General features: G+C 78.0%; 2 protein-coding genes. Both read right to left on the bottom strand.

The features are described from left to right. Positions 1-6,935 (bottom strand): SDR family NAD(P)-dependent oxidoreductase (locus ACFYUY_RS38265; protein ID WP_387907836.1); only part of this gene is annotated, 6,935 nt, incomplete at its 3' end. 54 nt (positions 6,936-6,989) lie between these two features. Beyond that, complete coding sequence (locus tag ACFYUY_RS38260; RefSeq protein WP_387907833.1) at positions 6,990-21,794, bottom strand: type I polyketide synthase; 14,805 nt, start codon at positions 21,792-21,794, stop codon at positions 6,990-6,992. Between the last annotated feature and the right edge of the window lie 15 nt (positions 21,795-21,809).

The raw sequence follows: 21,809 nt of genomic DNA, 5'->3' as shown, positions 1-21,809 counted from the left end.
GTGATGCGTTGGGCGAAGACGGGTTCGGTGTCGAGGAGTTCGGCGGCCATGCCGGCCCATTGGGAGCCCTGGCCGGGGAAGACGAACACCGTCCGTCCGGCGGTGCCGGTGGTGGTGGCCTGGATGAGGGCGGGGTGGGGTTCGCCGGTGGTGAGGGCGTGCAGGGCGGCGGTGCGGGTGTCGTGGTCGCCGACGACCACCGCACGGTGCTCGAAGGCGGCCCGGCGGGTCGCCAGGGTGGCGGCCGCGTCCGCCGGATCGGCTTCCACCGCGGCGAGTTGACGGGCGGCGTCGCGCAGGGCCTCCGGTGAGCGTGCCGACAGCACCCACGGCAGCACGCCGTCGCCGGGCTCGCCGGAGTCACCCTCGACGGGGGCTTCCTCCAGGACGACGTGGGCGTTGGTGCCGCTGACGCCGAAGGAGGAGACGCCCGCCCGTCGCGGCCGTCCGTCGGTGTCCCAGCTCCGGGCCTCGGTGAGCAGTTCGACCGCGCCCGCCGACCAGTCCACCTGGGGCGTCGGGCCGTCCACGTGCAGGGTCTTCGGCAGGACGCCGTGCCGCATCGCCTGCACCATCTTGATCACCCCGCCGACGCCGGCCGCCGCTGAGGTGTGGCCGAGGTTGGACTTGAGCGAGCCGAGCCACAGCGGCCGGCCCTCCGGTCGGTCCTGCCCGTAGGCGGCGAGGACGGCCTGCGCCTCGATCGGGTCGCCGAGCCGGGTGCCGGTGCCGTGGCCCTCGACCACGTCGACCTCGGCGGCGGTGAGTCCGGCGTCGGCCAGCGCGGCCCGGATCACGCGCTGCTGCGAGGGGCCGTTGGGGGCGGTGAGCCCGTTGCTGGCGCCGTCCTGGTTGATCGCGGTGCCGCGCAGCACCGCGAGCACCGGGTGCCCGTTGCGCCGGGCGTCGGAGAGCCGCTCCAGGAGCAGGATGCCCGCGCCCTCGCCGAAGCCCGTCCCGTCGGCCGCCGCGGCGTACGGCTTGCAGCGGCCGTCGGGTGCCAGTCCGCCCTGTCGGCTGAACTCCACGAACAGTTCGGGGCTGGACATCACGGTGACGCCGCCGGCGAGGGCGAGGTCGCACTCGCCGTGCCGCAGTGCCCGGGCGGCCAGGTGGAGGGCGACGAGGGAGGAGGAGCAGGCGGTGTCGACGGTGACGGCCGGGCCCTCCAGCCCGAACACGTAGGCCAGCCGGCCGGAGACGATGCTGCCGGAGTTGCCGGTGCCGAGGAAGCCCTCGACCTCCTCGGGGATGTGCGGCAGCAGCCGGGCGGCGTAGTCCTGCTGCATCAGCCCGACGAACACACCGGCTGCCGTGCCGTGCAGTCCGGTCGGGTCGATCCCGGCCCGCTCGAACGCCTCCCAGGCGATCTCCAGCAGCAGCCGCTGCTGCGGGTCCATGGCGATCGCCTCGCGCGGCGAGATGCCGAAGAACTCGGCGTCGAAGTCGCCCGCGGCGTCGAGGAATCCGCCTTCCCTGGCGTAGGAGGTGCCGCGGTGGTCGGGGTCGGGGTGGTAGAGCTCGTCCAGGTCCCAGCCGCGGTCCGTGGGGAACGGGGAGATGCCGTCGGCGCCGTCGGCGACCAGGCGCCACAGGTCCTGCGGGGAGCGGACGCCGCCGGGGTAGCGGCAGCCCATCGCGACGACGGCCACCGGGTCCTCTCCGGCGGCCCGGGCCACCGGTCGGGCTGCTGCGGCGGCTGCGGCGCGGTCGCCGGTCAGCTCGGTGCGCAGGAAGGTGGCGAGCACGGCCGGGGAGGGGTGGTCGAAGACCAGGGTGGCGGGCAGCCGCAGCCCGGTCGCGGTGCTCAGCCGGTTGCGCAGGTCCACCGCGGCGAGGGAGTCGAAGCCGAGGTCGCGGAACGCCCGCCCGGTCTCGACGGCCTCCGGGGAGGTGTGGCCGAGGACCGCGGCGACGTGGGTGCGGATCAGGGCGAGCAGCCGGGCCGACTGTTCGGCGGCCGGGAGGGCGGCCAGCAGGCCGGCGAGCGAGCCGTCGGCGGCGGTGGCCCGCGCGGCGACCCGGCGGGCCGGTCCGCCGGCCAGTCCGCGCAGCAGGGCGGGGACGGGACCGGTCGCGGCCCGGGCGCGCAGGGCGGCGCTGTCGATCCGGATCGGGACGAGCGCCGGCAGGTCGCTGGTGAGCGCGGCGTCCAGCAGGGCCAGGCCCTGCGCTGTGGTCAGGGCGGGCAGGCCGGAGCGGGCCAGCCGCCGTTCGTCGGCGGCGTCCACCCCGCTGGTGAGGGCGCTGCGCTGCTCCCACAGCGTCCATGCCAGCGACTGCCCGGCGAGGCCGTGGGCGCGCCGGTGCTGGGCGAGGGCGTCCAGCTGGGCGTTGGCGGCCGCGTAGTTGGCCTGGCCGGGGCCGCCGAAGACGCCGGCCGCCGAGGAGAACAGGACGAACGCGGCGAGCGGCAGCTCCCGGGTCAGTTCGTGCAGGTGCTGGGCGGCTTCGGCCTTGGGGGCGAGCACGGCGTTCACCCGTTCGGGGGTGAGCGCGGTGACGACGCCGTCGTCGAGCGCGCCGGCGGCGTGCACGACGGCGGTGAGCGGACGCTCCGCGGGGACGCCGGCGAGCAGTGCGGCCACCGCGGCCCGGTCGGTGAGGTCGCAGGCCGTGACGGTCACCGTGGCGCCGAGCGCGGCGAGTTCGTGGGCGAGGTCGGCGGCGCCGGGTGCCTCCGGTCCGCGGCGGCCGGTCAGCAGCAGGTGCCGGACGCCGTGGCGGGTGACGAGGTGCCGGGCCACCAGCGCGCCGAGGGTGCCGGTGCCGCCGGTGACCAGGACGGTGCCGTCCGGGTCGAAGGCGGTCGGGTGCCCCTCGGCGGCCGTGGCGCGTACCAGCCGGGGGGCGAGCAGGGTGCCGCCGCGGACGGCCAGCTGGTCCTCGTCGGCGAGGGCGGCGGCCGCGGCGGGGAGCAGGTCGGCCTGGTCCGCGGGCAGGTCCAGCAGCCCGAACCGGCCGGGGTGTTCGGCCAGGGCCGAGCGGACCAGGCCCCAGACGCCGCTGTGGGCGAGGTCCGGCACGTCCTCCGCGGGGCCGGTGGCGACCGCGCCGTCCGTCACGAACACCAGCCGGGAGCCGGTGTACCGGTCGTCGGCGAGCCAGCGCTGCACGAGGGTGAGCGCCCGGTGCACGGCCTCGCGGGCGGTCGGCGCGCCGGCCGCCGGGACCAGGACCACCGGGGGCACCGCCTCGCCGAGCTCGGCCGGATCGGCGACGAGGAGGTGTCCGGCGGCCTCGCGGGCCGGTGGGACGGGGCTCCACTCCACCCGGTGGAGCGTGGGGTCGAAGGCGGGCGGCGCGGCGGCGTCGGGGGCCGGGCGCAGCGCCAGGGACGCCACGGTGGCCACCGGGGCTCCGGCCGGGTCGGCGAGTGCGAGGGCGAGCGTGTCGGGCCCGGTCGGGGTGATCCGCAGCCGCACGGCGGTGGCCCCGGAGGCGTGCAGGGTGACCCCGGACCAGCTGAACGGCATCCGGGCGGTGGCGTCCGGGCCGAGCCCGGTGGCGTGGAGCGCGGCGTCCAGCAGCGCCGGATGTAGCCCGAACCCGGCCGCCTGCGCGTGCTGGTCCGGCGGCAGCACGGCCTCGGCGCAGATCTCCCCGCCGGCCTGCCAGGCCGCGGTCAGGCCCTGGAAGGCGGGCCCGTAGGCGAAGCCGGCCTCGGCGAAGCGCCCGTACAGGCCGTCCAGGTCGAAGGGGACGGCGCCGGGCGGCGGCCAGGTGCCGTCCGTGGCGGCCGGTTCGGGCGCGGTGGCGGCGGTGAGCAGTCCTTCGGCGTGCCGCACCCAGGTGCCGTCCGGCTCGCCGTCGGTGCGCGAGTGCAGGCTGATCGGCCGGTCGCCGTGCCCGTCCGGGGCGCCGACGGCCAGGCGCAGCAGCACCCCGCCCTGCTCGGGCAGCACCAGCGGCGCCCCGAGGGTGAACTCCCGGACGCCGGGGAGGCCGACCTGGTCGCCGGCCCGGACGGCCAGTTCCAGGAAGGCCGTTCCCGGCAGCAGGATCCGCCCGCGCACGGCGTGGTCGGCCAGCCAGGGGTGGGTGCGGGCCGAGAGCCGGCCGGTGAACACGACCCCGTCCTGGTCGGCGAGGGTGACCATGGCGGCGAGCAGCGGGTGGTCGGCGGCCTCCAGCCCGGCGGCGGTGAGGTCGCCGGGGGCGGCCGAGGTGTCGTCCAGCCAGTAGTCCTCGCGCTGGAAGGCGTAGGTGGGCAGGTCGGTGCGGGCCGGGCGGCCGCCGAAGACGGCGTCCCAGTCGATCGCGGCGCCGCGCAGGTGCAGTTCGCCGAGCGAGGCGAGCAGCCGGGCCGGGCCGCCCTCGCCGCGGCGCAGGGTGCCGACGGCCAGGGCGTCCGCGCCGGCGGTGTCGGCGGTCTCCTGGACGGCGGGGACGAGCACGGGGTGCGGGCTGGCCTCGACGAACACCTGGTGGCCGTCGGCGAGCAGGGCCCGGGTGGCCTGTTCGAACTCCACCGTGTGCCGCAGGTTGCGGTACCAGTACCCGGCGTCCAGCTCCTCGCCGCCCAGCAGGCCGCCGGTGACGGCGGAGTAGAACGGCAGCGCGCAGGGGCGCGGGGCGATCCCGGCGAGCTCGTGGAGCAGTTCCGCCTCGATCGCGGCGACCTGCGGGCCGTGCGAGGCGTAGTCGACCGGCACCATCCGGGCCCGGCCGCCCTCGGCGGTGACCCGTTCCAGCAGGTCCGCGAGGGCCGCGGGCTCTCCGGAGACCACCACCGAGGAGGGGCCGTTCACGGCGGCGAGCGCCAGCCGCTCCCCGTACGGGGCGATCCGGGCCCGGACCAGGTCGGCGGGCAGCGAGACGGACAGCATTCCGCCGTGCCCGGCGAGCGCGCGCAGGGCCCGGCTGCGCAGGGCGACGACACGGGCGCCGTCCTCGAGGGTGAGGGCGCCGGCGACGACGGCGGCGGCGATCTCCCCCTGGCTGTGCCCGGCGACGGCGGCCGGCACCACGCCGTAGGAGGCCCAGAGCGCGGCCAGTGACACCATGACGGCGAACAGCAGCGGCTGCACCTCGTCGACCCGCTCGGTGTCCTCGCCGGAGCGCAGCACCTCCAGCGGGGAGCGGTCCAGCCAGGGGGCGAGCGCTGCGGCGCACTCGCGCATCCGCTCGGCGAACACCGGTGCGGTGTCGAGCAGTTCGAGGGCCATGCCGGTCCACTGGGAGCCCTGGCCGGGGAAGACCAGGGCGACGGCGCCGCCGGAGCCGGCCCGGCCGCGCAGCACGCCGGGTGCCTCGCGGCCGTCGGCGAGCGCGGCGAGGGCGTCGAGGAGGGCGTCCCGGCCGGCGCCGACCAGGACGGCGCGGTGCTCCAGCGCGGCCCGGCCGGTGGCCAGCGCGTGCCCGACCTCGGCCGGGGTCGCGTCCGGACGCTCGGTCAGGTGGGCGTGCAGCCGCGCGGCCTGGGCGCGCAGGGCGTCGGCGGTGTGGCCGGACAGCACCCACGGCAGGGTGGCCGGCGGGTCGGCCGGCCCGGTGGCCCGGGTGAACTCGCCGCCCCCGGCGGGAGCGGCCTCGGCGGGTCCGTCCCCGGCGGGTGCGGCCTGTTCGAGCACCACGTGCCCGTTGGTGCCGCTGACCCCGAAGGAGGACACCGCCGCCCGCCGGGGGCGGCCGGTCTCCGGCCACGGGGTGGGCGAGGTCACCAGCCGGACGGCCCCGTCCGTCCAGTCCACCTGGGGGGTCGGCCGTTCGGCGTGCAGGGTGGGCGGGACGACGCCGTGCCGCATGGCCTGCACCATCTTGATCACCCCGCCGACGCCGGCGGCGGCCTGGGTGTGGCCGAGGTTGGACTTGAGCGAGCCGAGCAGCAGCGGCCGGTCCTCGGGCCGGTCCTGCCCGTAGGTGGCGAGCAGGGCCTGCGCCTCGATCGGGTCGCCGAGCGGGGTGCCGGTGCCGTGCGCCTCGACCACGTCGACGTCGGCGGTGGTCAGCCGGGCGGCGGCCAGCGCCTGCCGGATGACCCGCTGCTGGGCGGGCCCGTTGGGAGCGGTCAGCCGGCTGCTGGCGCCGTCCTGGTTGACGGCGGTGCCGCGGACCAGCGCCAGGACGGGGTGCCCGTGGCGGCGGGCGTCGGAGAGCCGCTCCAGCAGCAGCAGGCCGACGCCCTCGCCCCAGCCCGTCCCGTCGGCCTCGGCCGAGAAGGACTTGCAGCGGCCGTCGGCGGCCAGCCCGCCCTGACGGCTCATCTCCACGAACGGCACCGGCGTGGACATCACCATCGCGCCGCCGGCCAGCGCCAGCGTGCACTCCTGCTGGCGCAGTGCCTGGCAGGCCAGGTGGATCGCCACCAGCGAGGAGGAGCAGGCGGTGTCGACGCTGAGCGCGGGCCCCTCCAGCCCGAAGGTGTAGGCGACCCGGCCGGAGGCGACGCTGTCGGAGCTGCCGCTGCCGAGGTAGCCGGCCACGTCGTCCGGAACCTGCCGGAGCCGTACGGCGTAGTCCTGGTACATCACGCCGGCGAAGACGCCGGTGCGGCTGCCGCGCAGGGTGGCCGGGTCGATCCCGGCCCGCTCGAATGCCTCCCAGCCGGTCTCCAGCAGCAGCCGCTGCTGCGGGTCCATCGCCAGCGCCTCGCGCGGGGAGATCCCGAAGAAGCCCGGATCGAAGGCGCCGACGCCCTCCAGGAAGCCGCCCTCGCCCGCGTAGCTGGTCCCGGGCCGCTCCCGGCTCTCGTCGACCAGCGCGGCGAGGTCCCAGCCGCGGTCGGCGGGGAAGGGCGCCACGGCGTCGGTGCCGGCGGCGACCAGCTCCCACAGCTCCTCGGGGGAGGTGACCCCGCCGGGGTAGCGGCAGCTCATCGAGACGATCGCGATCGGCTCGTGGCCGCCCGCCTCGACCTCGGCCAGCCGTCGGCGGGTGTGGTGCAGGTCGGCCGCCACCCGCTTGAGGTAGTCGCGCAGCTTGTCGTCATTCACCGGTGCAGGTCACCTTCGTCGTCGTCGGCAGGGGCCGGGGGAGCGGTGCATGCGTCACGGCATGCCGAGTTCGTTGTCGATGAAGTCGAAGAGGTCGTCGTCGGTGGCGCCCATCCGGTCCGTCAGCTCCTCGTCCGGGCCGCCCGCGGGGGCGCCGGGGCGCAGCCGGGCCAGCAGGGACTGCAGCCGGGCGGCCAGCTCGGGGTGCGGCTCGCCCTCGGCGAGGGCCTGTTCGAGCCGGTCGAGCTCGGTGAGCCCGGCGGGCGCGGGCACGGCCGGCCCGGGGTCGAGGTGCTCGGCGAGGTGTGCGGCGATCGCCGCGGCGGTCGGGTGGTCGAACAGCAGGGTGGCGGGCAGCCGCAGGCCGGTGGCGGCCCGCAGCCGGTTGCGCAGTTCGACGGCGGTCAGCGAGTCGAACCCGAGCTCCAGCAGGCCGCGGTCGGCCGGCACGGTGTCCTGGGCGGCGAAGCCGAGGACCAGACCGGCGTGCGAGCGGACGAGGTCCAGCAGGACGCGGGCGCGCTGCGGCCCGGCCAGGGCGGCCAGCCGGCGCTTCAGCGCCTCGGGCTCCTCGGGCCCGGCCTGCCCCGCGCCGGCGGCGCGCCGGGCGGGCGGCGCGACCAGGTCGCGCAGCAGGGCGGGGACGCCGCCGGTGCCGGCCTGGGCGGCGATCGCCCGGGTGTCCAGCCGCACCGGCAGCACCGTCGCCTCGTCCAGCGCGTGCGCGGCGTCGAACAGGGCCAGGCCCTCGGCCGGGGCGAAGGCCACGATGCCGCCGCGGGCGATCCGCCGCAGGTCGGCCTCGTCCAGGCCGCCGGACATGCCGCCGCCGTTCGCCCACAGGCCCCAGGCCAGCGAGCTGCCGACCAGGCCGCGGGCCCGGCGCCGGTGCGCGAGGGCGTCCAGGAAGGCGTTGCCCGCCGCGTAGTTGCCCTGCCCCATGCCGCCGAAGACCCCGGCGAGGGAGGAGAACAGGATGAACGCGGAGAGTTTGCCGCCCTCGGTGAGCTCGTGCAGGTTCACCGCGGCGTCCACCTTCGGCCGCAGCGCGGTGGCCAGCTGGTCCGGCGTCATCGACGCGACCAGCCCGTCCGCCAGCACGCCGGCCGCGTGCACCACGGCCGTCAGCGGGTGCGCCGCCGGCAGGCCGTCCAGCAGCTCGGCCAGGGCGGTGCGGTCGGCCGCGTCGCAGGCCGCCAGCTCGACCTCGGCGCCGAACGCGGCGAGCTCGGCGCGCAGTTCGGCCGCGCCCTCGGCGGCGGGCCCGCTGCGGCTGGTCAGCACCAGGTGGCGGACGCCGTGCTCGGCGACCAGGTGCCGGGCCACCAGCGCGCCGATCGCGCCGGTGCCGCCGGTGATCAGGACGGTGCCCTCCGGGTCCCAGTGCGGGGCGTCCGTCTCGGCCGCCCGCGGCACCCGGGCCAGGCGGGGCACGTAGGCGCGGCCGTCGCGCAGGGCGACCTGCGGCTCGCCGGAGGCCAGCGCCGCGCCCAGCGCGGCCCGGGAGGAGGCCAGGTCGTCCACGTCCACCAGCACGAACCGGCCCGGGTTCTCGGTCTGCGCGGAGCGCAGCAGGCCCCAGACGGCGGCCTGGGCGAGGTCCGGCACGTCGTCGCCGGGGTGGACGGGCACCGCGCCGGAGGTCAGCAGCGCCAGGGTCGAGCCGGCCAGCCGCTCCTCGGCCAGCCAGTCGCGGACCAGCGCCAGGGCCTGCCCGGTCGCCTCCCGGACGGAGTCCGCGCAGTCCGCGGGCCGCTCCTGGGCGCAGCCGGCCAGCACCAGGGCGGGCACCGGCGTGCCCTCGGCCGGCAGGTCGGCGGGCCGGGCGCCCGGGGGCAGCTCCGTCCAGCTCGCGCCCGCGGCGCCCGCCGCGGGCTGCGGCAGCGCCGTCCACTCGGTGCGGAAGAGTTCCTCGTGGTGCCCGGTCCGGGCGGAGCGCACCTGGTCGGCGGAGACCGGGCGCAGCACCAGCGAGCGGGCCGAGGCGACGGGGCGCCCGGCGGGGTCGGAGACCAGCACCGCGACGGAGTCCCGCCCGGTCGGGGTCAGCCGGAGCCGGACTCCGCCCGCGCCCTGGGCGTGCAGCTCGACGCCGTTCCAGGAGAACGGCAGCCAGCCCTGGCTGTCCCCCTCCGGCCCGGTGCCGGGCAGCACGTCGAAGACCAGTGCGTGCAGGGCGCTGTCCAGCAGGGCCGGGTGCAGTCCGTAGCGGGCGGCGTCGGCCCTCGGGCCCTCGGGCAGCCGGGCCTCGGCGAACACCTCGTCACCGAGCCGCCAGGCGGCGGTCAGGCCCTGGAACGCCGGGCCGTAGCCGAACCCGCCGGCGGCGAAGCGCTCGTAGAGGCCGTCCACCGGCAGCGGTTCGGCGCCGGCCGGCGGCCAGGGCTCCGGGTCGTCCGCGGTGGGCCGGGCCCCGGGCGCGACCGGGGCCAGCAGGCCGGTGGCGTGCCTGGTCCAGGGCTGGCCGCCGTCCTCCGGCCGGGCGTGGAAGGCGACCGGCCGGGCCCCGGAGGGATCCGGCGCGCCCACCACCAGCTGCAGGACGGTGTCGCCGGACGGCGGCAGCACCAGCGGCGCCTCCAGGGTCAGTTCCTCGACCTGCCCGCAGCCGACCTGGTCGGCGGCCCGGACGGCCAGCTCCAGGAAGCCCGTCGCCGGGAACAGCACCCCGTCGAACACCCGGTGGTCGGCCAGCCAGGGCTGGGCCCGCAGGGAGAGCCGACTGGTGAACAGGTACCCCTCGGCGTCGGCGAGTTCGACGGCCGCGCCGAGCAGGGGGTGGTCGACGGCGAGCAGTCCGGCCGACGGCAGGTCGGCCTCGGCCGGGGTGGCCTCCAGCCAGTAGCGGCGGCGCTGGAAGGCGTAGGTCGGCAGGGCGGCGGCCTCGGCGGGCACGGCGGCGCCGAAGCGGCGGCTCCAGTCCACCGGTCGGCCGTGGACGTGCAGGGCGGCGAGGGCCGCGGTGAGCGCGGCGGGTTCGGGGCGGTCCCGGCGCAGCAGCGGCACCAGCAGGGCGTCGTCGGAGTCGTCGCCCAGGCAGTCCCGGCCGAGGCCGGCGAGGGTGCCGTCGGGGCCGAGTTCGACGTAGCCGGTGACGCCGGCCCGCTCCAGCTGGGCGATGCCCTCGTGGAAGCGGACGGTGCCGCGCAGCTGGTCCACCCAGTGCCGGGGGGAGGCGAGTTGCTCGGCGGTGGCGACGGCGCCGGTCACGTTGGAGACCACCGGGATCCGCGGCGGGTGGAACGCCACCTGCTCGGCGACCCGGCGGAAGTCCTCCAGCATCCCGTCCAGGTGCGGGGAGTGGAAGGCGTGGCCGACCCGCAGCCGTCGGGTGCGCCGGCCGAGCGCCGACCAGTGGGCGGCGATCTCCAGCACCGCGTCGGCGTCGCCGGAGACGACGGTGGCGGCGGGGCCGTTGACCGCGGCGAGGGCGACCTCGCCGGAGCGCCCGGCGAGCAGCGGGGCCAGCTCCTCGGGGGTGACGGCCAGGGCGGCCATCGCACCGCCGGCGGGCATCGCCTGCATCAGCCGGCCCCGCGCGGCGACCAGCGCCGCCGCGTCCGGCAGGGTGAGCACCCCGGCGACGTGGGCGGCGGTCAGCTCACCGATCGAGTGGCCGAGCAGGTAGTCGGGGCGCACCCCCCAGTGCTCGGCGAGGTGGAACAGCGCGGTACCGAGCGCGAACAGGGCGGGCTGGGTGTACTCGGTGCGGTCGAGCAGCGCGGCGTCGGCGATCGCCTCCTGCAGCGGCCGCTCCAGCAGCGGGTCGAGTTCGGCGCAGACCCGGTCGAAGGCGTCCGCGAACACGGCGTGCGCGGCGTACAGCTGGGCGCCCATCCCGGCGCGCTGGCTGCCCTGCCCGGAGAACAGGAAGGCGGTGCGTCCGCCCCGGCCCGCCGGGCCGAGCAGCAGGCCGGGGTGGCCGGCGCCGTCCGCCAGGGCCCGCAGGGCGCCGGTGCGGTCCTCGCCGACCAGGGCGGCCCGGTGCTCGAAGGAGGCGCGGGAGCCGGCCAGGGCCGGGCCCGGGTCGGTGTCCGGGTGCGCGGCCAGGTGCTCCAGCAGCCGGGCGCCCTGGGCGCGCAGCGCCTCGGGGGTGCGGGCCGACAGCAGCCACGGGCCGGGCTCGCCGCCCCGGCCCGCCGCGCCCGGGCCGCCGGCCGTGTCGGTGCCCGGCTCGGCGGCCGGGGCGGGGGCCGGGACGTGCTCCAGCACGGTGTGCGCGTTGGTGCCGCTGACCCCGAAGGAGGAGACGGCGGCGCGCCGCGGGTGCCCGGTGCTCGGCCAGGGGGTGTTCTCGGTGAGCAGTTCGACCGCGCCGGCCGTCCAGTCGATCTCCGGGGACGGCCGGTCGACGTGCAGGGTGCGGGGCAGCACGCCGTGCTGCATGGCCAGCACCATCTTCATGATCCCGGCGACGCCGGCGGCGGCCTGGGTGTGGCCGATGTTCGACTTGAGGGAGCCGAGCAGCAGCGGCCGGTCGGCGGGGCGGTCCTGGCCGTAGGTGGCGAGCAGGGCCTGCGCCTCGATCGGGTCGCCGAGGCGGGTGCCGGTGCCGTGCGCCTCGACGGCGTCCACCTCGGCGGGCGTCAGGCCCGCGCTCTCCAGCGCCTGGCGGATGACCCGCTGCTGGGAGGGGCCGTTGGGCGCGGTCAGCCCGTTGCTGGCGCCGTCCTGGTTGACGGCCGAGCCGCGGATCAGCGCCAGCACGGGGTGCCCGTGGCGGCGGGCGTCGGAGAGCCGTTCCAGCAGCAGCAGACCGGCGCCCTCCGCCCAGGCGGTGCCGTCGGCGGCGGCCGCGAACGGCTTGCACCGGCCGTCGGCGGCCAGGCCGCGCTGCCGGCTGAACTCCACGAACGCGCCCGGCCCGGCCATCACCGTCACCCCGCCGGCCAGCGCCAGCGTGCACTCGCCGGCCCGCAGCGCCCGGGTGGCCAGGTGCACCGCGACCAGCGCCGAGGAGCAGGCGGTGTCCACGGTCACCGCCGGGCCCTCCAGGCCGAAGGTGTAGGCGATCCGCCCGGAGGCCACGCTGCCGGCACTGCCGATGCCGAGGTAGCCCTCGAACTCCTCGGACGGCCGGGTCACCCGCGAGCCGTAGTCGCGGTAGCTGGAGCCGACGAACACGCCACCGCGGTCGCCCTTGAGGGTGTGCGGGTCGATCCCGGCGCGCTCGAACGCCTCCCAGGCGACCTCCAGCAGCAGCCGCTGCTGCGGGTCGACGGAGACCGCCTCGCGCGGCGAGATCCCGAAGAACGCCGGGTCGAAGTCGCCCACGTCGTAGAGGAAGCCGCCCTCGCGGGCGTAGGTGGTGCCGACCTGCTCCGGATCCGGGTCGTACAGGCCCTCCAGGTCCCAGCCGCGGTCGGTGGGGAAGCCGCCGATCGCGTCGGTGCCCTCCACCGCCAGCCGCCACAGGTCCTCCGGGGTGCGCACCCCGCCGGGGAAGCGGCAGCCCATCGCGACGATCGCGATCGGGTCGTCCTCGGCGGCGGCCGGTCCGGCGGCGGGCGGCGCCGCCGCGGGCGCCTCGTCCGCGCCCGGCAGCTGGGGCAGCAGGTGCCCGGCCAGCGCGGCCGTCGTCGGGTAGTCGAACACCAGGGTGACGGACAGCCGCAGTCCGGTGGCCGCGGAGAGCCGGTTGCGCAGTTCGACGGCGGTCAGCGAGTCGAAGCCGATGTCCTTGAACACCCGCTCCGGTTCGATCGCCGACGGGTCCGGGTGGCCGAGCACCGCGGCCACCTCGGTGCGCACCAGCTCCGCCACCGCGGTCAGCCGCGCGGCCCGGTCCAGCCCGGCCAGCCGGGCCGCGAAGGAGTCCCCGCCCGCGTCCTGCGGCGTCACCCGGGCCGCCTCGGGCAGGTCGCGCAGCAGGGCGCTCGGCCGCAGGGCGGTGTACGCCCGGACGAACCGCTCCCAGGCGAAGTCGGCGACGACCACCCGGGTGTCGTCGTGGTCCAGGGCCTGCTGCAGTGCGGCGAGCGCCGCCTGCGGCGCCATCGCGGGCAGGCCGTCGCGCACCAGCCGCTCGCCGACCGCGCCGCCGGCCAGCGACTCCCCGCCCCACAGGCCCCACGCCACCGAGGTGGCGGCGCGGCCGGCGGCCCGGCGCTGCTGCGCCAGGGCGTCCAGGAAGGCGTTGGCCGCCGCGTAGCCGCCCTGCCCGGTGCCGCCGAGGGTCCCGGCCAGCGAGGAGAACAGCACGAAGGCCTGCAGGTCCAGATCCCGGGTCAGCTCGTCCAGGTGCAGCGCCGCGTCCACCTTGGGCCGCAGCACCCCCGCGGCCCGCTCCGGGGTCAGCGAGTCCAGCACGCCGTCGTCCAGGACGCCGGCGGCGTGCACCACGGCCCGCAGCGGCCGGTCGGCCGGGACGGCGGCCAGCAGCCGTGCCAGTGCCGGGCGGTCCGCGACGTCGCAGGCCGCCACCGTGGCGCTCGCCCCCAGCCCCGCCAGTTCGGCGACCAGCTCGGCGGCGCCGGGCGCCGCCGGACCCTGACGGCCGGTCAGCAGCAGGTGCCGGGCACCGGAGCGGGCCAGCCAGCGGGCGACGTGCGCCCCGAGCGCCCCCGCCCCGCCGGTGATCAGCACCGTGCCGTCCGGGTCCGGTACCCAGGCCGCCCCGCCGCCCCCGGCCGCCGCGCGCTCCAGCCGGCGGCCGTACAGACCGGACGGGCGCAGCGCCACCTGGTCCTCGCCGTCGGCGTCGGCCAGCAGGCCGGCCAGCCGGGCGCGGGCCCGGGCGTCCAGCAGCTCCGGCAGGTCGACCAGCCCGCCCCAGCGCTGCGGGTACTCCACCGCGGCCACCCCGCCGAGGCCCCAGGCCAGCGCCTGCAGCGGAGCGGCGAGCCGGTCGGAGCGGCCCACCGCGACCGCACCCCGGGTCGCGCACCACAGCGGTGCCGCCGATCCGCAGTCCCCGAGCGCCTGGAGCAGGGTCACCGTGGCGGCCAGCCCGGCCGGCAGCGCCGACCCGGCGGCCTGCGGGCGCTCGTCCAGGGCGAGCAGGGAGAGCACGCCGTCCGGGCGCAGCTCCGCGAGCCGGGCGGCCAGTTCGGCCCGGCCGGTGTCCGGGGCCTCCCAGACGGTGGCCCCGGCGCCGTGCTCGGTGAGCGCCCGCAGGCAGTCGGCCGTGACCGGGTCGCCGGCGGCGCCCGCCGGGACGGCCACCAGCCAGTGGCCCCGGGGGCGGCCCGTCCCGGCGGTCGGCAGGGGCCGCCACGCGACGCGGTAGCGCCAGCCGTCGACGGTGGCCAGGCCCCGGCTGTGCCGCAGCCAGGAGGCCAGCGGCGGGAGCACGGCGGCCAGCGAGCCGCGGGTGGCCTCGTCCTCGATCCGCAGCGCGTCGGCCAGCGCGGCGGAGTCCCCGCGCCCGACGGCGTCCCAGAACCGTTCGTCCGCGGGCGCCGCCGCCCCCGCTCCGCCGCTCTGCGGCTCCGCCGGGACCAGCCAGTAGTGCTGTCGCTGGAACGGGTACGTCGGCAGGCCGACCGGGCGGCCGCCGTCGGGGAACACGGTGGCCCAGTCCACCGGCACGCCCAGTACGTGCAGTTCGGACAGCGCGGTCAGGAAGCGCTCGCGGCCGCCCTCGTCGCGGCGCAGCGTGCCGACCACCGCGCCGTCGCCCCCGGCCGCCTCGACGGCCTCCTGCAGCCAGACGGTGAGCGCCGGGTGGGTGCTGGTCTCCACGAACACGTCGTAGCCGTCGGCCAGCAGGGCCCGGGCGGCCCGCCCGAACTCCACCGGGCGGCGCAGGTTGCGGTACCAGTACCCGGCGTCCAGCCGGGCGGTGTCCAGGGCGCCGCCGGTGACGGTGGAGTAGAAGGCCGTCCCGGTGCTGCGCGGCCGGACGTCGGCGAGCAGGGTGCGCAGCTCGGCCTCGATCTCCTCGACCTGCGCGGAGTGCCCGGCGAAGTCCACGCCGGGGATGGGCCAGTTCAGCACGCCGTCCGCGGACAGCTCCTCGGCCAGCTCGGCGAGGGCCTGCGGGTCGCCGGACAGCGCCACCGAGGTCGGGCCGTTGACGGCGGCGACGCCGATCCGGTCGCCCCAGGCGGCCAGCCGGCCGGTGACGGCCTCCACCGCGAGCGGCACGAACAGCATGGCGCCGCGGCCGGTCAGCGCGCGCAGCGCCCTGCTGCGCAGCGCGACCACCTTGGCCGCGTCCTCCAGGGTCAGCGCCCCGGCGACGCAGGCCGCCGCGATCTCGCCCTGGCTGTGGCCGACCACGGCGGCCGGTTCGATCCCGTACGAGCGCCAGAGTTCGGCCAGCGACACCATCACCGCGAACAGCACCGGCTGCACCAGGTCGACCCGCTCCAACGGGTCGCCGGAGCGCAGCAGTTCGGTCAGCGACCAGTCCACGTGCGGGGCGAGGGCCCGCTCGCAGGCGGCGATCCGCTCGGCGAAGACGGGTTCGGTGTCCAGCAGGCCGAGCGCCATCCCGGGCCACTGGGAGCCCTGGCCGGGGAAGACGAACACCGTGCGCCCCGGACGGCCGGCGAGGCCCCGGGCCACGGTGGCCGCGGTGCGCCCGGCGATCAGCTCGTCCAGGCCGCGCCGGAAGTCGTCCGGCCCGGTGCCGATCACGGCGGCCCGGTGCTCGAACGCCGTCCGGGTGCGGGCCAGCGCCCGGCCGACGTCGCGCGGGTCGTGGCCCTGGTCGGCGAGGGCGCGCAGCTGCTCGGCCCGGGCCCGCAGGGCGTCGGCGCTGCGGGCCGACAGCAGCCAGGGCACGGCACGCGGCGCCGGGTCGATCCCGTCGGCTGCGTCCGTCGCGTCCGGTGCGGCGGCCTCCCCGCCGGGCGGCTGCTCGACGATGACGTGGGCGTTGGTGCCGCTCAGCCCGAAGGAGGAGACACCGGCCCGGCGCGGGTGCCCGGCGGTCTCCCACGGCCTTGCTTCGGTGAGCAGTTCGACGGCGCCGGCCGTCCAGTCGACGTCCGGGGTGGGCTCGTCCAGGTGCAGGGTGCGGGGCAGCACGCCGTGCTGCATGGCCAGCACCATCTTCATGATCCCGGCGACGCCGGCGGCGGCCTGGGTGTGGCCGATGTTCGACTTGAGGGAGCCGAGCAGCAGCGGCCGGTCGGCGGGGCGGTCCTGGCCGTAGGTGGCGAGCAGGGCCTGCGCCTCGATCGGGTCGCCGAGGCGGGTGCCGGTGCCGTGCGCCTCGACGGCGTCCACCTCGGCGGGCGTCAGGCCCGCGCTCTCCAGCGCCTGGCGGATGACCCGCTGCTGGGAGGGGCCGTTGGGCGCGGTCAGCCCGTTGCTGGCGCCGTCCTGGTTGACGGCGGAGCCGCGCAGGACGGCGAGCACCGGGTGCCCGTGGCGGCGGGCGTCGGAGAGCCGCTCCAGCACCAGCAGGCCCACGCCCTCCGCCAGGCCGAAGCCGTCGGCCGCGGCGGAGAAGGACTTGCAGCGGCCGTCGGCGGCCAGGCCGCGCTGGCGGCTGAAGCCGGTCAGCGACAGCGGGGTGCCGACCACGGTGGCGCCCCCGGCGAGGGCGAGCGAGCACTCGCCGGCCCGCAGCGCCCGGGCCGCCAGGTGGACGGCGACCAGCGAGGAGGAGCAGGCGGTGTCGACGGTCACGGCGGGGCCGCGCAGCCCCAGCGTGTAGGCGATCCGGCCGGTCAGCACGCTGGTGGAGACGCCCGCGATGAACAGGCCCTCCAGTTCGTCCGGGACCCGGTCCATCGAGCCGCCGTACCCCTGGTAGGCGGCGCCGGCGAACACCCCGACCGGTTGCCCGTGCAGGGCGGCCGGGTCGATCCCGGCGCGTTCCAGCGCCTCCCAGGCCGTCTCCAGCAGCAGCCGCTGCTGCGGGTCCATGGCGAGCGCCTCGCGCGGGCTGATCCCGAAGAACGCCGGGTCGAACCAGCCGGCCCGGTGGACGAACCCGCCGGCGGCGGCGTAGCTGGTGCCGGGCCGGTCGGGGTCGGCGTCGTAGAGCCCGGCGAGGTCCCAGCCCCGGTCGGCGGGCAGTTCGGAGACGGCGTCCAGGCCGTCGGTGAGCGCCTGCCAGAGCTCCTCGGGGGAGTCGATCCCGCCGGGGTAGCGGCACCCCATGGAGACGATCACCACCGGGTCCTCCTCCGGCGCGACCGGCGCGGCCACCACCGCGGCCGACGGGCCGGCCACGGCGCCGAACAGCTCGGCGGCCAGGTGGCGGCCGAGCGCGGTGGCCGAGGAGTGGTCGAAGACGACGGTGACCGGCAGCCGCAGCCCGGTCGCCTCGTTCAGCCGGTTGCGCATCTCGACGGCCGTCAGGGAGTCGAAGCCCAGGTCGCGGAAGGCCCGGCCGGGCTCCACCGCGGCCGGGGAGTCGTGCCCCAGCACGGCCGCCGCCCGGCCCCGGACCAGCTCGGTCAGCGCCCGCTCCCGTTCGGCGGCGGGCAGCGGGCGGAGCCGCCCGCGCAGTTCGGCCGAGGCGCCGTCGGGCCGCTCGTCGGCGGGTTCGCCGGCCAGCGCGGCCCGGACCTCCGGCAGTTCCGAGATCAGCGGGCTCGGCCGGGCCGAGGTGAACACCGGCGCGAACCGCGCCCAGTCCACGTCGGCGACCACCGGCACCGGCTCGTCCAGGTCGAGCACCTGCTGCAGGGCCGTCACCGCGAGCGACGGCGGCATGAAGACGATGCCCTGGGCCCGCAGCTGCGCCTCGACCAGGTGCGCGGCCATGCCCGCGCCGCCCTCCGGGTCCCAGATGCCCCAGACCACCGAGGTCGCGGCCAGGCCGCGGGCCCGGCGCCGCTCGGCCAGTGCGTCCAGGTAGGCGTTGGAGGCGGCGTACGCGCCGTGGTCGGCGCTGCCCCACACCGAGGAGATCGAGGAGAACAGCACGAAGGCGTCCAACGCGGTGTCCCGGAACAGCTCGTCCAGGTTGGCGGCGCCGCCGACCTTCGCGTACAGCGTGTCGGCGAACTCGGCCAGGTCGGTGTCCGGCAGCGGCACCAGCAGGCCGGCGCCGGCCGCGTGCAGCACCGAGCGGACCGCGTCGCCGTCCGCGGCCAGCCCCTCCACCAGGGCGCCCAGCGCGGCCCGGTCGGCGACGTCGCAGGCGGCCAGGGTGACCCGGCAGCCCAGCGCGGTCAGCTCCTCGGCCAGCACGGCCGCCCCCGGCGCCCGCGGCCCGGAGCGGCCCGCCAGCACCAGGTGCTCCGCGCCCGCCTCGGCCAGCCAGCGGGCGATCCGGCTGCCGACCCCGCCGGTGCCGCCGGTGATCAGCACCGTGCCGCGCGGCCGCCAGGGCCGCCCGGCGCCCGCCCGGGCGGCGGGCGAGCGGACCAGCCGGCGGCCGTACCCGGCGCCCTCGCGCAGGGCGATCTGGTCCTCGCCGCCGCGCCCGGCCAGGGCCGCGGCCAGCCGGTCGGCACCGCGTTCGTCGAGGGCCTCCGGCAGGTCCAGCAGGCCGCCCCAGCCGCGCGGGTACTCCAGCGCGGCGACCCGGCCCAGGCCCCAGCTCAGCTGCTGGGCGGGCGCCGGCGGCCGGTCCTGCGGGCCGACGGCGACGGCGCCACTGCTCGCCCACCACAGGGGAGCCCGGGAGCCGAGGTCGCCGAGGGCCTGCGCCAGCGCCAGGTTGAGCGCCACCCCGACCGGCACCACCGGGTGGTCGGGGTGCGGCCGCTCGTCCAGCGCCAGCAGGGACAGCACGCCGTCCGGCGCCCCGCCCGGTGCTCCGTCCAGCCGGCCGGCCAGGACCGTCCGGTCGGCGTCGGCCGCGGCCAGTTCGAGGACCGTCAGCTCGGTGCCGGCCAGCGCGCCCGCGCAGGCCGCCGCCAGCGGATGCCCGGCCAGCCCCTCCGGGACCAGCAGCAGCCAGCGCCCGGACGGCGCGGCCCGCTCCGGTCCGGCCCGCTCGGGGTCGGGGAGCCGGCGCCACTCGACCCGGTAGCGCCAGGCGTCGACGGTGCCGCGCTCGCCCCGGCGCCGGTCCCAGTCGGCCAGCGCGGGCAGCACCGCGCTCAGCGGGTCCTCGGCGCCGACGCCGAGGGTGGCGGTGAGCTCCGGCAGGTCGCCGTCGCGCACGGCCGCCCAGAACCGCTCGGCGGCCGGGTCGGCCGGCTCCTCGACCGCCCGGCCCGCCTCCAGCCAGTACCGGCGGCGCTGGAACGCGTAGGTCGGCAGGTCGACGGCCGGCCCGGGCCGCGCGCCGAACACCTGCCGCCAGTCGGGCGAGCGGCCGGCGCAGTGCGCCTCGCCGAGCGCCAGCAGGAACCGCTCCCGGCCGCCCTCCTCCCGGCGCAGCGTGCACAGCGCGGCCGCCTCGAAGTCCCCGGCCTCCGCGGTCTGCTGCACCCCGAAGGTCAGCACCGGGTGCGGGCTGGCCTCCACGAAGTAGCGGTGACCCTGCTCCAGCAGGGCCCGGACGGCCGGCTCGAAGCGGACGGTCTGGCGCAGGTTGCGGTACCAGTACTCGGCGTCCAGCTCCTCGCCGGTCAGCCGGCAGCCGTCCACGGTGGAGAAGAACGGCACCCGGGCGGCCACCGGGCGCAGCCCGGCCAGCTGTTCGGCCAGCTCCTCGCGGACCTGCTCGACCTGCGCGGAGTGCGAGGCGTAGTCGACCGGGATCCGCCGGGCGTCCGGCTGCTCGGCGAGCACCAGCTCGACGGCCTCCGGGTCGCCGGACAGCACGGTCGCGGACGGCCCGTTGAGCGCCGCGACGGACAGCCGGCCCGCGCAGCGCTCCAGCAGACCGGCCAGCCGCTCGGCGGGCAGCGGCACCGAGACCATGCCGCCCTGTCCTTCGATGCGGCGCAGGGCCTTGCTGCGCAGGGCGACGACGCGGGCGCCGTCCTCCAGGGTGAGGGCGCCCGCGACGACGGCGGCGGCGATCTCGCCCTGGGAGTGGCCGAGGACGGCGTCGGGGGTGACGCCGTGGTGCTGCCAGAGGGCGGCGAGGGAGACCATCACGGCGAACAGGGCGGGCTGGACGACGTCCACGCGCTCCAGGAGCTCGCCGGAGCGCAGCACCCCGGTGAGGGACCAGTCGACGTGCGGGGCGAGGGCGTGTTCGCAGTCGGCCATGGAGGCGGCGAACACCTCGTCGGAGTCCAGGAGTTCGACGGCCATCCCGGCCCACTGGGAGCCCTGCCCGGGGAAGACGAAGGTGGTCCTGCCGGCCGGGCCCGCGGTGCCGAGCACCAGGCCGGGCGCCGTCTCGCCGCGGGACAGCGCGTCCAGGCCGGCGGCGAAGCCCGCGCGGTCGGCGGCGACCAGGGCGGCGCGGTGCTCGAAGGCGGACCGGGCGGTGGCCAGCGCCCGGCCGACGGCGGCCGGGGCGACGGCGGGGCCGCCGGCGGGTTCCGAGGTGAGGAAGCCGGCCAGGCCGGCGGCCTGGGCGCGCAGCGCCTGCGGGTCGCGGGCCGACAGCACCCACGGCAGCGGGCCGTCCGGGCCGTCCCCGGCACCGTCCGGGCGCTCCTGCCGGTCCGCCCCGGTCTGCCGGTCCGCCTCGGCCTGCGGGTCCTCCTCGGCCTGCTGCTCCGCCTCGGCCTGTTCGACGATCACGTGCGCGTTGGTGCCGCTCACGCCGAAGCCGGAGACCCCGGCCCGGCGCGGTCGGCCGTCGGTCTCCCACGGCCGGGCCTCGGTGAGCAGTTCGACCGCGCCCGCCGACCAGTCCACGAACGGGGACGGCTCGTCCACGTGCAGGGTGCGCGGCAGCACGCCGTGCCGCATCGCCTGCACCATCTTGATGATCCCGCCGACACCGGCGGCCGCCGAGGTGTGCCCGAGGTTGGACTTCAGCGAGCCCAGCCACAGCGGCCGGCCCGCGGGGCGGCCGCGGCCGTAGGCGGCCAGCAGGGCCTGCGCCTCGATCGGGTCGCCGAGCCGGGTGCCGGTGCCGTGCGCGTCGACGGCGTCCACCTCGGCGGGGGAGAGCCGGGCGTCGGCCAGCGCCTCGGCGATCACCCGCTGCTGGGAGGGCCCGTTGGGGGCGGTCAGCCCGTTGCTGGCGCCGTCCTGGTTCACCGCGGTGCCGCGGATCACGGCCAGTACCCGGTGCCCGTTGGCCCGGGCGTCCGAGAGCCGCTCCAGCAGGAGCACGCCGACGCCCTCGGCCCAGCCGGTGCCGTCGGCGGCCGCGGCGAAGGCCTTGCAGCGGCCGTCCGCGGACAGCGCCCGCTGCCGGCTGAACGCGACGAAGGCGTCCGGGGTCGCCATCACCGACACCCCGCCGGCCAGCGCCAGCGCGCACTCCCCGGACCGCAGCGAGCGCACCGCCAGGTGCAGCGCCACCAGCGAGGAGGAGCAGGCCGTGTCCACGGTGACGGCCGGGCCCTCCAGCCCGAGGGTGTACGAGACCCGGCCGGAGACCACGCTGCCGGCCGTGCCGGTGTCCAGCAGTCCCTCCACCTCGGCGGGCTGCCGCGGACCGGAGCCGTAGCCGTTGCCGATCGCCCCGGCGAACACCCCGGTCCGGCTGCCGCGCAGCGTCGTCGGGTCGATCCCGGCCCGTTCCACCGTCTCCCAGCAGGTCTCCAGCAGCAGCCGCTGCTGCGGGTCCATGGCGAGCGCCTCGCGCGGACTGATCCCGAAGAAGCCCGCGTCGAACTCGCCCGCCGCGTACAGGAACCCGCCGCTGCGGGTGTACGAGGTACCGGTGCGCTCCGGGTCCGGGTGGTAGAGCCGGCCGACGTCCCAGCCGCGGTCGTCCGGCCAGTCGCCGATCGCGTCGCCGCCGCGCTCGACCAGCTCCCAGAGCAGCTCCGGGGTGTCGGCCCCGCCCGGGTAGCGGCAGCCCATCGCGACGATCGCCACCGGCTCGTGCCGGGCGTTCTCGGCGGCCCGCAACTCCTGCCGGGCCGTGCCGAGTTCGGCCGTGGCGCGCCTGAGGTACTCGAGGAGCTTCTCGTTGTCCTGCATCGGTCCCAGTTCTCC

The sequence above is a fragment of the Kitasatospora sp. NPDC004745 genome (assembly GCF_042873275.1).
Lineage (GTDB): Bacteria > Actinomycetota > Actinomycetes > Streptomycetales > Streptomycetaceae > Kitasatospora.
Note: the sequence above shows the minus strand (reverse complement) of the source record. Positions and strands in the feature narration are given on the sequence as shown.

Coding starts and splice junctions, on each gene's coding strand:
- ACFYUY_RS38260 (WP_387907833.1), bottom strand. CDS start 21,794: ATGCAGGACAACGAGAAGCTCCTCGAGTACCTCAGGCGCGCCACGGCC.